Origin of the sequence: Paraburkholderia sediminicola, assembly GCF_046027355.1 — a bacterium.
GTDB classification, from domain to species: domain Bacteria; phylum Pseudomonadota; class Gammaproteobacteria; order Burkholderiales; family Burkholderiaceae; genus Paraburkholderia; species Paraburkholderia sediminicola_B.
Genome location: NZ_JAQQEK010000003.1, coordinates 374,738 through 391,617, shown reverse-complemented (window position 1 = coordinate 391,617; position 16,880 = coordinate 374,738). Strand labels below are relative to the sequence as shown.

General features: G+C 65.6%; 3 protein-coding genes. 2 read left to right on the top strand and 1 reads right to left on the bottom strand.

What is annotated here, in order from left to right; all coding sequences use genetic code 11:
* Nucleotides 1–46: 46 nt before the first annotated feature.
* A complete protein-coding gene (locus tag PQR42_RS07615) occupies nucleotides 47–1,813 on the bottom strand; it encodes a cyclic peptide export ABC transporter (protein WP_408493602.1) in 1,767 nt (588 codons plus the stop codon).
* Nucleotides 1,814–2,092: 279 nt separating this feature from the next.
* Here PQR42_RS07615 and PQR42_RS07610 point away from each other — a divergent pair, with 279 nt between their 5' ends.
* Nucleotides 2,093–11,776 (top strand): non-ribosomal peptide synthetase, encoded by a 9,684-nt coding sequence (locus tag PQR42_RS07610; RefSeq protein ID WP_408383189.1) that lies wholly within the window; start codon nucleotides 2,093–2,095, stop codon nucleotides 11,774–11,776.
* Nucleotides 11,777–11,839: 63 nt separating this feature from the next.
* Entirely contained in the window at nucleotides 11,840–16,852 is a 5,013-nt protein-coding gene (locus PQR42_RS07605) for a non-ribosomal peptide synthetase (protein WP_408493601.1), read from the top strand.
* The last annotated feature ends 28 nt before the right edge of the window (nucleotides 16,853–16,880 follow it).

Sequence of the window (16,880 nt, the reverse complement as noted above, 5' to 3'; positions counted from 1 at the left end):
GGTCGCCGGCACCCTGAGCTGCTACCTCGGCCCGGCCATCATCCCATCACCCCATCGTCCCATTAGCCACTACCGGGCTCAGCACCGCTTGCGCCGAACCATGCGTCTCACTGACGATACTGCCATTCTCCAGCTTCAACACCCGATCCGCGAGATGGAAGTACCGGTCGTCATGGCTGATCACCAGCACGGTTTTACCGCGCGACCGCAGTTCCGGGAGCAGTTGTTCATAAAACACCGCTTTGAACTGCGGGTCTTGATCCGCGGCCCATTCGTCGAACAGATAGAACGGCCGATCTTCCAGATACGCGACGACCAACGCCAGGCGTTTGCGCTGCCCGGTGGAAAGCGCTCGCGTGGAGAACGCACCATTCACGACCTGCACCTTGTGATCGAGCGCGAGCTTCGCGACCAGCGCGTTGGCGCGCGCATCCGCCTGCGCGCGCGAGGCGTCGTTCGGATCGACGATGCCGAGCAGCGCGTCGAACAGATGGAAATCGTTGAACACGGCCGTGAAGCGCTGACGATACGCGGCGCGCTCGGCAAAGCCGACCGGCTTGCCGTCCAGTTCGATCGTGCCGTCTTCGGGTTCGTAGAGTCCGGTGAGCACTTTCGCGAGCGTCGTCTTGCCGCTGCCGTTGCCGCCGACAATAAACACCAGTTCGCCCGGCCTGAACGTCAGATTGACTGGCCCGACGCGGAACATCCGCTCGTCACGCTCATGAAAGTACGAGTGCGTGACATTGCTAAGCGTAAGCGTGCGGTACGGCGCATGCGAAGCGTTTTCATCGGGTGGCGGCGAGGTGCGCAGCGCACCGAATTCGCCCATCACCTTCTCGATGCGATCGAGCGAGACGCGCGCCGCATTCAGCGTCGGCACGTTGTTGAGCAAACCGTCCAGCGGCAGCAGCATGAACAGGAACACCACCACGTAGCCCGATGCCGACGGCGCACCGGCGTGCACGCCGAGTGCCGGCCAGAACGCCGCGACGCCCAGAAACACATAAAACAGGAACACGATCCAGCCGACGCCGACCGCATAGGCGCTGAACGCCTTGCGCCGATGGTCACGCACTTCGTCGATGGCCGAGCCCAGCTGGCCGTCCACGAACTGACGCGAACGCGCCTGATGCAGCTTTAGTTCCTTCGCGCCGGTGAAGAGCGCGCCGAGATAGCCGAACAGTTTGTCCTGCGAGCGGCCCGCGGCTTCGAGCGAGGCGATCGCGCGCTTGTCGCTGGCGTGGTAGCCGAGCGAGCCGACCAGGATCGCAGCCACCGCGAGCAGGCAGACCGGCCACGACAGCCACGCCAGATAACCGAGGCAGCCGAACACGATCGAGCCATGCATCACCAGATTGGGCAGCGCGAAGAACAGCATCGATACGTTGGTGGCGTCGTCGGTCAGTACGGACTGCACGGGCGCCGCGCCGATTCGTTCGACATCGCGCAACTCGGCCTCGGCGACGCGCCGCGCGACGTGTTCGCGCAACTGCGCCATCGTGTCCTGCGAGAGGCGCGCGAACAGCACGCCGGTGATCACGCGCGTGACGAGAGCGACGACCGCGCACAACGCGAAACGCATCGCGAGCGACATATCGACGACGCCCGTTTGCGACAGCGCACGGCTCAAGGTCGCCACGAGCAGCACGCTGGCGATGCCGTTCAGCACGCAGGCAGTCAGCGCGATCGCGAAAGAGCCACGAGAACGCTTGAGCAGCGCCACGATCAGGCGCATGGCGGGTTTGCCCGCGGAGTTGGAGGGAGGTGAAGCAGACGAGGGTGGCGCGTCGTAGCGCTCGTTGGCAGCGGTCATCGGCAATGTGTCGCAGTGGGTCGCAATGGATCGGCGAATGGCGGCGCATGCGGGCAGGCGGCCATTCAGCGGGGCGCAAAGACACGCCCCTCGCTTGATAGACGAATGGCCGAAGCAAACATTTACCGTGCGCGTTCATCCGCCACATCAAAAAGATGCAGTCCAAATAAAAACACCTACGCGGTAAAGATTTGCGAGCGCGGATCGTCACACCAATGAAGCGGCCCATTGCGGCCTGCGACTTGGCCAAGGCGGCCAGTTCTAACGGATTTCATGCCCATGACGAACTTCCCGATTGCGTTGCACCACCAGATCCGCGCCATGGCGCGCATCGATCCCGATGCGCCCGCGCTGGCGTCTTTCACGCCATATACCGTGCGGCTGACGCGCGGCGAACTGGATAGCCGCGCGGCGCGGCTTGCCGCGCGACTGCGCGCGGCGGGTGTGACGACTGAAGTGCGCGTGGGGGTTTGCGTCGCGCGATCCTGCGATCTGTTCGTCGCCTTGCTCGCTGTATTGAAGGCGGGCGGCGTGTTTGTCGCGCTCGATCCACGGCATCCGGCGGCGCGCCTCGATTGGGTCGCACGGGATGCGGGGCTCATGCACGGCATCGTCGACGGTTCCGCCGATGCGGCAATGCGCGCGCGTTTCGCGCAATGCTTCGACGTCGCAAGCGCTGCTGCGACAGGTGCGACGGCGCCTCGTTTCGACGGCGATGAAGAAGACACGCCGGTGCATCCGCGCGCGGCGGCCTACATGATCTACACGTCGGGCTCGACCGGCACGCCGAAAGCCGTGGCCGTCGAACATGGACCGCTTGCCGCGCATGGTGAAGCGCTCGCCGACTCGTTGCCGATCGGTGCCAATGATCGCGTGCTGCATTTCGCCTCGGTCAATTTCGATGTTTCCATTGAGGCATGGTTAGTACCGCTTGCCGTCGGCGGTAGCGTGGTGATCAGCGACCCGCCGCCGTTCGCGCCGGAAACCACGCATGCGTTCATGCTGCGTGAAGGCATCACCAATACGACGCTGCCGCCGGCTTATGTGCGCGAGTTCGCGAACGTTTGCGAGCGTCTCGGCGTGCCGCCTTCGCTGCGCACGCTGCTGTTCGGTGGCGAAGCGATGTCGCAAGACAGTTTCGACGAGATTCGCCGCGTGTTCCCGTCGGTGCGTCTTGTCAATGGCTACGGCCCGACCGAGGCGGTGATCTCGCCGATGTTGTGGCCCGTCGATCCGGGCATGAGGCCGGCGCTCGAGGACGGTAATGGTTTTGCGTCGCTGCCGATCGGCTGGCCGATCGGGCGGCGCGTGGCGCGCATCGACGGCGCGGCGCAACAGGGCGAAAGCGGCGAACTGCTGCTCGGCGGCGTCTGTCTCGCGCGTGGCTATCATGGCCGCGCGGCGCTGACGGCTGAACGCTTTCTGCCGGACCCGAGTGGCGAACCGGGCGAACGTATCTATCGCACTGGCGACCTCGCGCGTGAACGCGCGGACGGCTCGTTCGATTATCTCGGCCGCATCGACGATCAGGTTCAGGTGCGCGGCGTGCGCGTCGAACCCGTCGAGATCGCGGCTTGTCTGCTGACGCATCCGGCGGTGGCCGACGCGGGTGTGCTGGCCGAATCTGCTCATGGCCGAACGCAACTGATCGCGTGCGTCGTGCTGCAAGACACTCTCGACGACGCCGCGCTGCAAGCGCATCTCGCCGCGCATTTGCCGCAGGCCTGGATGCCGCATCGTTTGGTGCGCTTCGAGCGTCTGCCGTATACGTTGAACGGCAAGCTCGATCGCGCCGCATTGCGCGACTTCATTGCCACGATGCCGGCTGTCGTCGATGCGAATCACGTCGCGCCTGGAACCGCCACCGAAACGCGCCTCGCCGCGCTTTGGCAAACCCTGTTGAGCGACCCGGCGCCGATCGGCTGCGGCGACCGCTTCTTCGCACGCGGCGGTGACTCGCTCGCGGCGATGCAATTGCAGGCGGCGATCCGTATCGAATGGCGCGTGAATTTGCGGCTCGACACATTGTTCGACGATCAACCGCTCGAAACGCTGGCGCGTCTGATCGACGCCAGTGAGACTGAAACGTCGATGGGTTCGCATGCCATTACGGTGGTGCAGACTGCCGACGCACCGTTCGTCGACCGCGCTGCGTCGTTCGCGCAACAGCGGTTCTGGGTACTCGCACAAACGCAGGACGCTGGCGCGGCCTATCACGTTGCCGTGCAATGGGATGTGCAGGGCGCACTCGATATCGGCACGCTGCAACGCGCGCTCGATTGTTTGATCGCGCGTCATCAGGCGTGGCGCACGACGCTGGTCGAGTCCGACGACGGCATCGTCGTGCAGCGCATTCACGCCCGCTTGGCAGTGCCAGTCGCGCAAATCGATTTGCGTGCCTGCGGGGAGGCCGAGTGCGCGTCGCAACTGGCGGAATTGACCGAACAGCATGTCGGCGCGGCGTTCGATCTGTCGAAAGGTCCACTGGTGCGCGCCGCGCTCGTGACGCTCACTGACGACACGCAACGCTTCCTGTTGACCACGCATCATTCGATCAGCGACGGTTGGAGTTCTCGCTGCGCCTTCGACGAACTGCGGGCCGCCTATGCCGCTTTCGCCATGGGAAGCGAGCCGCAATTGCCCACGTTGACTGTCCAGTACGCCGACTACGCGCAATGGCAACGCGACTGGCTCGCGGCCGGCGAAGGCGAAAGGCAACTGACGTATTGGCGCGCCGCGTTGCGCGATGCACCCGAAGCGCTCGCATTGCCGCTCGACCGGCCACGCTCGCCGGAGCACGACTATCGCGGCGGCCGCCTCGCGCTGCGTTTGCCCGCAGCGCTATCCGAAGCCGTGCGCGACATTGCGCGACGCGCGCAGGCATCGCCATTCACGGTGCTGCTCGCCGCCTTCGACGCCTGGCTTTACCGATTGACCGGCGCGACCGATGTCGTCGTGGCCGCGCCGATCGCGCATCGGCAGCGCGCGGAGACCGCGCCGCTGGTGGGTCTCTTCCTCAACACGCTCGCGCTGCGCGCACGTGTCGCGCCGGACCAATCGTTCGCTGAATTGCTCGACGGCGTGCGCCGTTCCGCGTTCGATGCGTTCGCACATCAGGATGTGCCGTTCGATCAGGTGCTCGACGCCGTCAAGCCGCCGGTGCGGCGCGGCGATGCCTGGCTCAAGGTCAAGTTCGCGCAGCAGTTCGATCTTGAACTGTCGGCTGAGTTGCCGGGCGCTTCGGTACGCATGTCGCCTGGTTTGGATCTCGCCGCCCGTTTCGACTACGCGCTCGATTTCACCGATGACCCGCGCGGCATCGAACTCGTCGTCGCCTATGCGCTCGACGGCATCGACGAAGCGACCGCTCACGCGTGGCTGCACAGCTACGCCGCGCTCGTCGCCGATGCCGTGCGCGATCCGAAGCGCGCGATTGCCGAACTGGATTGCGCGGATAGCGCAGAATATCGAGCCGCGCGACGCGGCCGGCAGTTAAAGCCTGCGGCCGACAACATCCTCGCGCTGTTCGCGCGGCATGCGCGTGAAACGCCGCATCGCGTGGCGCTCGCGGATGCCGACACGCAACTCACTTACGCCGAACTCGATGCGGCGTCGGACCGTATCGCGTTTGCCTTGCGCCAACGCGGGGTGGACGTGGAGCAGCCGGTGGCCATGTGTATCGAGCGTTCGGTGCGCTTTGCCGTCGCGCTGATTGGCGTGATGAAGTCCGGCGCGTACGTCGTGCCGCTCGATCCTGCCGCGCCGCATGAGCGTCTCACTGCTTCAGTCGACGCGTGTGGCGCGCGGTGGTTGCTGACAACGAGTAAGGACGTCACGACTGTAGGCGCAGCGACCGCGCTCGATTTCGATACGCTCACGCAGGCTTCATCGCCAGCGAGCGTGGGTGACGCAACCGCAACCGCATTGCACACGCCGCTATTGGCGAGCCAAGCCACCTACCTGATCTTCACGTCCGGTTCGACGGGCACGCCGAAAGGCGTTGTCATCTCGCATGGTGCATTGGCCGACTACGTCGAAGGCATGCTGGATGAACTCGCATTCGCCGCTGACGCGTCGATGGCAATGGTCTCCACCGTCGCCGCCGATCTCGGTCATACGACGCTATTCGGCGCGCTGTGCTCGGGCCGCACGCTGCATCTATTGCCCGCGCAATGCGCATTCGATCCCGATCGATTCGCCTACGAAATGCGTACGCGCAACGTCGGCATTCTCAAGATCGTGCCGAGCCACCTGCACGCGCTGCTCGACGCGCAGCATCCGGCTGACGTGCTGCCCGCGCATGCGCTGGTGACCGGCGGCGAAACGCTGCCGTGGTCGCTGGTCGAGCGGATCGCGGCACTGAAGCCGGCCTGTCGCGTGATCAATCACTATGGCCCGACCGAAGCAACGGTAGGCGCATTGACGTGCGACACGTCTTCGCCAGCGCAAGCCGCATTGCATGCGCTGAGCGCACACGCCGTGCCGCTCGGTCTGCCATTGCCGAACGCCTATGCCTGCGTGCTCGACAGCCAAGGCGCCAGCGTGCCGCCGGGTGCAATCGGTGAGTTGTATCTCGGCGGACCGGGTTTGGCGCGCGGTTATCTGAATCGCGCCGCCGCGACCGCCGAGCGCTTCGTTCCGAATCCATTCGCGCCGGGCGAGCGTCTCTATCGAACGGGCGACCGCGTGAGACTGCGCGCCGACCGTCGGCTGGATTTTCTGGGCCGGCACGATGATCAGGTAAAGATTCGCGGCTACCGCGTCGAGCCCGGCGAGGTCAGTGCGGCACTGCGAGCGCTCGACGGTATCGCCCAGGCCGAAACGCTTGCCGTGGAGCATGAAGGGCGTTTGCGTCTGGCATCGTTCGTCGCATTGACGAGCGGTGCGCGTTTTGACGAACCCGCGTTGCGCGCGGCGTTGAGCGCGCGTTTGCCGGACTACATGGTGCCGGCCGTGTTGCAGCATGTCGCCGCGTTGCCGGTGACCGCCAACGGCAAGGTGGATCGCGCGGCATTGCGGGCGCTGGCGGCTGCACCGGCGTCGTCGGTGGCCGCGGGCGATGCGCCGCAAGGCGCAACGGAAGAAACCCTTGCCGCCGTCTGGAAGGATGTGCTCAAAGCCGAACGCGTGGGCCGCGACGACAACTTCTTCGAGCTGGGCGGCGATTCGATTCTGGTGTTGCAGGTAATCGCCCGTTCGCGCAAGCGCGGCGTGCGCTTCACACCGAAGCAACTGTTCGATGCGCCCACGCTCGCGCAACTCGCGCGTGTCGCGACGACGGTGGACGTTGCTGCGCAGCCTTCATTGGGCGCATCGAAGGCGCAAGCCGCGCCATCCAAACCTGAGCAAGCCGCCACGCTCACACCCGCGCAACTGCGTTTCTTCGCACTGGATATTCCGCGGCGTGGTCACTGGAATCAATCCATCGAACTCGACACGCAAGCGCCGTTCGACTTCGACGCGTTCGCGCGCGCTTTCGAAACGTTGCTGACGCACCACGACATTTTCCGCCAGCGTTTCATGCGTGTGGGTTCGCAAGGTGAATGGCGGTTGACTCTGGCCGAGCGCGCATTCGACACACTGCCGCTCGCCGCAGTTTCCGCACGCGACGAAGCCGACGCACTGGCCCAATTCGACGCGTTGCAAAGCACGCTCGATCTGACGCACGGCCCGCTCGTCTGCGCATTGGCCGCGCTGCTGCCCGACGGCACGACGAAGCTCTATCTCGCGATCCACCACATCATCGTCGACGGTGTGACGTGGCGTGTGCTGCTGGACGACCTCGACGCCGCCTATCGCGCCGCTTGCGAGCGTCGCAGCGTGCGCCTTGCGTCGACGGGAACGCGCGCGCAGGAATGGGCGGCGCGGCTCGCACGCGCCTCGCTCGACACCGCGAACTCGCCGTTTGCCACCGAAATATCGTATTGGGCCGCGCTCGCCGCGCCCTACGACGATCTGCCGCTCGACCGTCCGCAAGCCAAGGCGGCCAACGCCGACGCGCAATCCGTGATCCAGACCATCGGCGCCGATCTGACGCGCGCCGCGTTGACAGAAGCGAATGCCGCTTACCGCACGCAGATGATCGAACTGCTGATCGCGGCGCTGGCGCAGTCGCTCGACATGCCCGTGTGCCGTATCGAACTCGAAGGCCACGGCCGCGAGGCCTTGTTCGACGACGTCGACGTCAGCCGCACGCCCGGCTGGCTCACGAGTCACTATCCGGTGCAGTTCACGGTTGAAAGTACGCCGGCGGCCACGCTCTGCGCGGTCAAGGACACGCTGCGCGCAGTGCCGAATAAAGGCCTCGGCTTCGGCGTGCTGCGCCACTACGGCGACACGGCGACGCGCGCCGCGCTCGCCGCCGTACCGCGCCCGCATGTGACGTTCAACTATCTCGGCCAGTTCGACGCGCCGCGCGATGCGGCGCTTGTGCCACGTTTCGGCGGCGCGGGACAAGAACGCGATCCGGCGGGTCCGCTCGGCAACGCGTTGGCGATTCACGCCTATATCGACGGCGACGCCACGCGCACGCTCAAGGTCCATTGGGTCTACGGCACGACGCAATTCGAGCGCGCCACGGTGGAAGCCATCGCGCAGCGCTTCGAAAGCGCGCTCGCGAAATTGAACGCCGCATGCGCGGCGCGTCTCGCGCAACGCGGCGGTGGTGCAACGCCAGGCGACTATCCGCTCGCGCGTGTGCGCGGCTTGACGCAGGCCGCGCTGGAGCGCGTGCCGCTCGATTTGCGCACCATCGACGACATTTATCCGCTTTCGCCGATGCAGCACGGCATTCTGTTTCATTCGCTGTTCGCGCCCGAGCAATCCACCTACGTGAACCAACTGGTCGCGACGCTGATCGAGCCGGACGTGGAACGCCTGCGCGCGGCATTCGAAGCCGCCGTGCCACGTCACGACATTTTGCGGACCGGCTTCACGCCGGATGAAGCGACGCCGATGCAGATCGTGCATCGCCAGGCGCGCATACCGGTTGAGATTCTCGATTGGCGCGAGCACGGCACGGACGCGCATGATGCATTCGAAACGTGGCTCAGTGCCGACCGTGCGCGCGGTTTCGATCTGACCTTGCCGCCGTTGATGCGCGTTGCGCTGATCCGCATCACGGACGACGCATGGCGTCTCGTCTGGACGCGTCACCATTTGCTGCTCGACGGCTGGAGCACGGCGCGTTTCTTCGCTGACGTGTTGCGCGACTATATCGAGCCACCGCGTCCGCAACCATTCGCGGCGCCCGCGAAGACGCGCTATCGCGACTTTATCGCGTGGCTGGCCGCACGCGACGCCGACAGCGAACGCGCGTTCTGGCTGCAACGTCTCGCGCTGCTGGACGAACCGACGCTGGTTGCCGAACGTGAGTCCGCAAGCCACCGCGAGCCGCAACATCTCACGCGGCGTAAGTCACTTGATGCGGCGACGATGGCACGTCTCACCGACACCGCGCGCCGTCTGAAGGTCACGGTCAACACGATGGTGCAGGGCGCGTGGGCAATCGCGCTGCAACGGATGACGCATCACACGGCCGTCGCATTCGGCGCGACCGTCGCCGGCCGTCCCGATGCGTTGCCGGACGTCGACACCGTGCTGGGGCTTTTCATCAACACGCTGCCGGTGATTACTGCGCCGCTGCCACAACGCCGGGCATCGGCATGGCTGCATGATTTGCAGCGCGAGAATGCTGCGGCCGCGGAGCACGCGCATACGCCGCTGTACGAAATCCAGCAATGGGCTGGTCAAGGCGGTGGCGCGTTGTTCGACACGCTGGTTGTGTTCGAAAACTATCCCGTGGATGAAGCATGGCAAGGACGTGACGAGCGCGCGCTCAAGCTGCGTGAGTTGCGCAATATCGAAGCGACCGATTTCGCGCTCACGTTGGTGATCGAAGCGGGCACGACCCTCACGATCGATTACGGCTACGACGCCGCACAACTCGATGAAGCCCGCGTCGTCGCGTTACATCGTGCGTTTGCCGCGTGCCTTGCGGGCTTGATCGCCGATCCGGACGCACCGCTCGGCACGATTTCGATTTCCACCGCCGACGAGCTGGCCGCGCTGGGCCGCTTCAACTCGACCACGCAAGCGTGGCCGCACACGCAGCAGCAGGCGCTGCATCGCCAGTTCGAACAGAAGGCGGTGGCGTCACCCGATGCGATCGCGCTCGAATTCGTCGACACGCATGGACGCACGCAGCAGATGAGCTACGGCGAACTCGATGCGAACGCCGATCGCGTCGCCGCTTCGCTGATCGAAGTAGGCGTGCGCGCGGACACGGCAGTGGCGCTGTGCATCGAGCGTTCGTTCGACATGGTCGTGGCGCTGATCGGCGTGCTCAAAGCGGGTGCGGCTTACTTGCCGATCGATCCGGACTATCCGCCGGACCGCATCGCGTATCTGCTTGACGACGCGAAACCCGCAGTCGTGCTGACGCAGCCGCATCTGCTGGAACGCGTCGCGGCAGCGGTCGAAAGCACAAGCGTAAAAATCCTGACCGTCGACGCATTACGCGGCGCCGACTTCACGCTCAGCGCTCCCGTGGCAGTCGCGCCCGATCAGCTCGCTTACCTGATCTACACGTCCGGTTCAACCGGCAAGCCGAAGGGCGCGGGCAATACGCATCGCGCGCTGGCGAACCGCATTGCGTGGATGCAGGACGCGTATCGACTCGACACCAACGACGTCGTACTGCACAAGACACCGTTCGGTTTCGACGTATCGGTGTGGGAGTTTGTGTGGCCGCTCGCGGTCGGCGCGAAGCTCGCGATTGCGGCGCCCGGCGACCATCGCGATCCGGCTCGACTCGTTGCAGCAATCGAAGCACACCGTGTCACGACGCTGCATTTCGTCCCGTCGATGCTCGCGGCCTTCGTCGCCCATCTGGAAGACTTCCGCGCGGCGGCGCGCTGCGCGAGCATCGAGCGAATCATCGCCAGCGGCGAAGCGCTCGCGCCGGAACTGGTGGCGCGCGTCGCCAAACAATTGCCTCACGCGCGGCTCTACAACCTCTACGGCCCGACCGAAGCCGCCATCGACGTTTCGTACTGGACGTGCGATGCGCGCGATGCCGATGCGGCGTCCGTGCCGATCGGTCATCCGATTGCGAATCTGCAACTGCACGTGCTGGACGCGGCGTTGCAACCGCTGCCGCAAGGGGCGATCGGCGAACTGTATCTGGGCGGCGTGGGACTGGCGCGCGGCTACCTCGGCCGCGCCGCGCTGACGGCGGAACGCTTCGTCCCCGATCCGTTCTCGCGCGGCGCGCGGCTCTATCGAACCGGCGACCTTGCACGCCGCCGCTCGGACGGCGCGCTCGACTATCTCGGCCGCATGGATACACAGGTGAAATTGCGTGGCCAGCGTATCGAGCCCGGCGAAATCGAAGCGCTGTTGCGTGCTGCACAGGGCGTGCATGACGCCGTGGTCATCGTGCGTGACGAGCAATTGATCGGCTACGTGGCGTGCGGCGCGGACAACTCGCTCGACACGCAAACGCTGTTCGAGGATTTGCGCGCGCAACTGCCGTCGTACATGGTGCCTTCGCATCTGATCGCGATGGATGCGCTTCCGGTCACGCCGAACGGCAAATGCGACCGTCACGCATTGCCGGCTCCCGTGCGCGGCGCCGCCTCAGAAAATGCCCTTGCGTTACCGGCCACCGACACCGAGCGCGAACTCGCCGAAATCTGGAAACGCGTGCTGCGCGTCGACACGATTAGCCGCGACGACGACTTCTTCGCGCTGGGCGGTCATTCGCTGCTGGCGACGCAAGCCAACGCGCAAGCGAATCTGCACTGGACACTGATCCTGCCGCTACGCACCTTGTTCGACGAACGCACGTTGCAGCGCTGCGCCGCCGCGATCGATCGCGCGCTTGCCGAGCGCGACGCGCACGGAGCAGGCGATACCGTGAGCGCGATCGATGCACTCCTCGACGAATTCGAGCTGCAATAAGCCCAATACGCCGCCCACCATGTCGACCCGTCGACCAGCCGACCCGTACTGAGACAACCCAGCATGACCACAGCCAAACCGGATCTGCTTTCCCTCGCGTCACGCTTCGCGCTGTTGCCGGATGCGCAGCGCAAGGCCTTTCTCACGAAGCTCGACGCCGCCGGCATCGACTTTCGCGTGCTGCCGATTCCACCGCGCGCCGAGCGCACCGCGAGCGTGCCGGCTTCGTTCGCGCAAACGCGTCTGTGGCTGCATGCGCGGATGATTGACGAACCGGCGGCATATCACATCACCGAACGCCTGCGGCTCGACGGCGCGCTCGATGCCAATGCGCTGCGTCTTTCGTGCGATGCGCTGATCGCGCGCCACGAAGCGCTGCGCACGACCTTCACCGAAAGCGGCGACGGCGTGTTGCAGACGGTGCACGCGCCGTCGCGTTGCCCATGGCACGCGAGCGACTTGAGCGCGTTGCCCGCCGATCAGCGCGAGGCGCGTGCCGCCGACATCGCACGGACCGACGAAGCAAAGTCCTTCGATCTGTCGCTCGGGCCGCTGATGCGCGCGCACCTGATTCGTCTCGACGCGACCACGCACTGGCTCGCGCTGACGACGCATCACATCGTCTCCGACGGCTGGTCCGCCGACGTGATACTGGCCGAACTGGCATCGTTTTATCGCGCGTATGCGAAGCGCGAAGCGGTGTCGCTCGCGGCGTTGCCCATTCAATACGCCGACTTCGCGCTATGGCAGCGCCGCTGGCTCGACGCGGGTGAACGGGAACGTCAGTTGGCGTTCTGGCGCGAGCGGCTGGATGCGAATCGCGACGTGCTGATGCTGCCGGGGTCGGCGCCGCGTCCGGCGCAGCGCAGCGCGCGTGGCGCACGGCATCGTTTCGTTCTCGATGCCGCGCTCGCGCAGCAAGTGAAGACACTGGCCAATGCGCAACGCGCGACGCCATTCGCCGTCTTGCTGGCGGCACTGAGCGCGTTGCTCGCGCGCTCGTCGGGTGAAACGCAGATTCAGCTCGGCGTGCCCGCGGCGAATCGCGAACGCGGCGAAGTGGCCGGGCTCGTCGGCTTCTTCGTGAACACGCTCACGCTTGCGACGCCGATTCCCGCGACGCAGCCATTCGCCGCGTTGGTCGGCGCGACGCAGCAAACGCTGATCGATGCCCAATCGCATCAGGACATGCCGTTCGAACAGGTGGTCGAAGCGCTCGGCGTGGTGCGCAGCGCGAGTCATCATCCGCTGTTTCAGGTGATGGCCGCTTATGGCGCGCGGCGCCGTCTGCCGTCGCTCGCGGAAGTGCGCATGACGGAATTGCCTTCAGGCGCGCCGTTTGCCAAGTTCGATTTGACGCTGAGCTTCGAGGAACGGGACGACGGTTCGATCGATGCGTACTTTATCTATGCGCTCGATCTGTTCGACGCCGATGCGATAGAGCGCCTCGCCGCGCGATTCATCGAGTTGCTGTCGAATGCGACGGCAGCGCCTGCGACCGCGGTTGGAGATCTGCAATGGCTGCCGCAAGCGGAGCGCGCACAACTCGACGCATGGAATAGCACGGCGCTCCCGTATGAAACGGCATTCAGGCCGGTGCATCAGCGTGTGGCCGACCACGCCAGCGCGCGGCCGGACGCGCGCGGCGTCGCTGATATGCATCGCTCGCTCACGCGCGGCGAAGTGGATGCGCAAGCCGCGCGTTTGGCACAACGACTTGTCGCAGCAGGCGTGAGTGCGGAGATGAGGGTCGGCGTGGCGTTGAGCCGGTCGGTGGATCTGCTGGTTGGTCTGATCGCCGCGCTGAAAACGGGCGGTGCGTTCGTGCCGCTCGACCCGAGCCATCCGCGTGAGCGCCTCGCGCAGATTCTCGACGATGCGCAAATCACGCACGTCATCACGGAACGCGCGAGTCTCGCCGCGTTGCCGGAGTCGGATCGTCTGCGGTTGTGGCTGATCGACGAGGAACCGCAGGCTGACGCGGATGTCGAGTTGCCGCGCGTGTCGCCGCATCAGGCGGCGTACGTGATTTATACATCCGGTTCGACGGGCAAGCCGAAGGGCGTGGTGGTCGATCACGGTTCGTTTGCACTACATTGCGCGGCGATCGCGGAACGCTATGGCGCAGGCGAGCGTGACGTGTTCCTGCTGTTCCAGTCGGTCAATTTCGACGGCGCGCATGAAGGCTGGTTCTCGCAGTACATGTACGGTGCGGCCGTGGCTATCACCGCGGACACGTTGTGGCCGCCCGCGCAAACCTGCCGGATGATGGTGCGCGAAGGCGTGACCATGACCTACGTGCCGCCCGGTTGCGCAACGCAACTCGCCGAGTGGGCGCTCGCGCACGGTGCGCCGCCGAGCTTGCGTTCGCTGACGGTGGGTGGTGAAGCCACCTCGCGTGAAGCGTTCGCGCTGATGCGCCGGGCGTTTCCGAATGCGCGCATCGTCAACGGCTACGGGCCGACTGAAACCGTCATCACGCCGATGCTGTGGATGTTCTATCCGACCGACGACACCGCGAAGCTCGCGGACAGCGCCTATCTGCCGATCGGCACGCTGGTCGGCGCGCGTTCCGCGCATGTGCTCGATGCGCGCTTGAACCCGCTGCCGGTCGGGGTGATCGGCGAGTTGTATCTGGGCGGTGAGGGCGTGGGTGTCGCGCGCGGTTATCTCGACCGGCCGGCGCTCACGGCCGAACGCTTCGTGCCCGATCCGTTCGGCGCGCCGGGCGCGCGGCTCTATCGTACGGGCGACCTCGTCAAGCGGCGCGCGGACGGCGTGTTCGACTTTATCGGCCGCGTCGATCATCAGGTGAAGCTGCGCGGCTTGCGGATCGAACTGGGTGAGATCGAAGCACAGCTCGCCGCGCACGATGACGTGCGCGAAGCTGTAGCGATCGTACATGGCAAGGGCACGCAAGCGGCGCTGGTGGCGTATGTCGAATTGAGCGCCGAAGCGCGTGAACGCAGCACGCGCGCGGATGCGGCCGAACTCGACGCGCATTTGCGTCATACGTTGCCCGACTATATGGTGCCCGCGCATATCGTCGTGCTCGACGCGTTGCCGCGCAATGCCAACAGCAAGGTGGACCGCGCCGCGCTGCCGGAACCGCAGCGTGTCGCGCGTGCCTATCAGGCGCCCGCAGCGGGGCTCGAAACCGCGCTTGCGCAGATTTTCCGCGAAGTGCTGGGCGTGGAGCGCGTCGGCCGCGCCGATCATTTCTTCGAACTCGGCGGCCATTCGCTCGCGGCGGTTCGCGTGGCGACGCGCGTGGCCGAGCGGCTCGCGCGCGATGTGCCGGTCCGCACGCTCTTCGAAGCACCGACGCTCGCGCAATACGCGCAGCGGGTGATGGCGGCGGCACGCAGCGAGGCGGTGGCCGATGCGGGCAACGAAGCTTTGAGCGGCGCTTCGAATTCACACCCCATAGCGGACGCGAACGGCGTGCTGCCGCTTTCTTCCGCGCAATTGAGCTTGTGGTTCCTGTGGCGCTCGCAACCGGATAGCGCGGCCTACAACATTCCTGTCGCGCTGCGTCTGCGTGGTGCGCTCGATGTCGATACATTGCGCGAAGCGTTTGCTCAAGCGGCCGCGCGACATCCGGCGTTGCGTGTGCGGCTCGTTGAACGTGAAGGTCAATTGCCGGGCCAACGAGTCGGCGGTCCGACGCCGTTTGAATTGCCGGTGGTGGACCTGTCGGGCGATCCGGCTGATGCTCTCCGCGAGAGCGCCGCTGTCGCACTGACGGACGAAGACGCGCTCACGCCATTCCATCTGCTCGACGATGCGCCGCTCTGGCGTGTGCGCTTGTTGCGCCTTGCCGAGCAGGATCATGTGTTGTCGCTGGTCGTGCATCACATCGTGTCGGACGGTCAGTCGATCGATCTATGGCTCGATGACGTGCGCACCACTTATGTCGCAATCGTGCGAGGCGCGTCGCCGAGAGCTTCGGTATTGGGCTCGGCTTCGCATCAGGATCTGGTCCTGCCGATCGCCGCGTCGCGAGCGCGTTTATCGTTCTGGCGCGATGCGTTGGCCGATGCGCCGTCACACGTGCTGCCGTCGCCGTCGTCGGGTCGCGCGGCGTCGCCGAGTTGGAGCGCCGGCCGTCTCGCGTTCGAATTCAGCCCGGCGCTCGTGCGCCGCGCCCGCTCGATGGCGCTCGAAGTTCACGCGACCTTGCCCATGTTGCTGCACGCCGCGCTGAACGTAGCCTTCTATCGGGCGACGGGCGCCACCGATCAACCGGTCGGCGTTCTCGCCTCGACGCGCGAACTGACCGGCGAGGCTGCACGCCGCGCGCTCGGACTCTTCATCAACGCCGTTGTCGTACGCACGCGTCTCGCGAAAACCGACACGCCGGCAACGCTGCTCGCCGAAGTCCGTGACGCCGCGCTGGCTGCTTATGCGCACGCGGACACGCCTTTCGCCGATGTGGTCGCGGCATTGCGCGCTTCTCGCGCCGAAGCCGGCAATCCTTTGTTCTCAGTGATGTTCAATTACCTGCGCCCGGCCGGGACAGCGGAACGCGACTGGGCCGGCCTCACGCTCGACGATTTCAACGACGTGCGGCATCGAGTCGTGTTCGAACTGGAACTGGATGTAGTCGAGCATGCCGACGGACGCGTGACTGGCGCCTTCTCGTACGCGAACGAGTTGGTGGACGGCCGCTTCGTCGAGGTACTGACCGCCGACTATCTGGACGTGGTGCAGCAATTCGTGGACGCGCCGCATGAACAATTGGGTGCTTCGGCGGCGCGCTTTGCATTGAAGTCCGCGAGCCTTGCGACCAGCGCGCAGACAAACGCGACCTCTCACGACGAAGCATCGCAGCGCGCCCAGGCGCTCGAACGCGTCTGGAGCGATCTCTTCGAAGGCAACACGCCCGCGCATCACGACGACCTGTTCGAAGCGGGCGCGAGTTCGTTCGATGTCGTGCGCTTCGTCGATGCCGCGCGAGCCGCCGGTCATGCACTGGAGATCGCCGATGTGTTCGCCGCACCGACCTTCGCGCAACTGGCGGCGCGGCTCTTTGCGCGGGCATCGAACGTCGCCGAGTTACGGGACGGCGCGTGAACCGCGTACGAAAGCCAGCAAAAAACGC

What these genes read in the sequence shown, in the direction of transcription:
- PQR42_RS07615 (WP_408493602.1), bottom strand. Translation starts at nt 1,813, where the DNA reads ATGACCGCTGCCAACGAGCGCTACGACGCGCCACCCTCGTCTGCTTCA.
- PQR42_RS07610 (WP_408383189.1), top strand. Translation starts at nt 2,093, where the DNA reads ATGACGAACTTCCCGATTGCGTTGCACCACCAGATCCGCGCCATGGCG.
- PQR42_RS07605 (WP_408493601.1), top strand. Translation starts at nt 11,840, where the DNA reads ATGACCACAGCCAAACCGGATCTGCTTTCCCTCGCGTCACGCTTCGCG.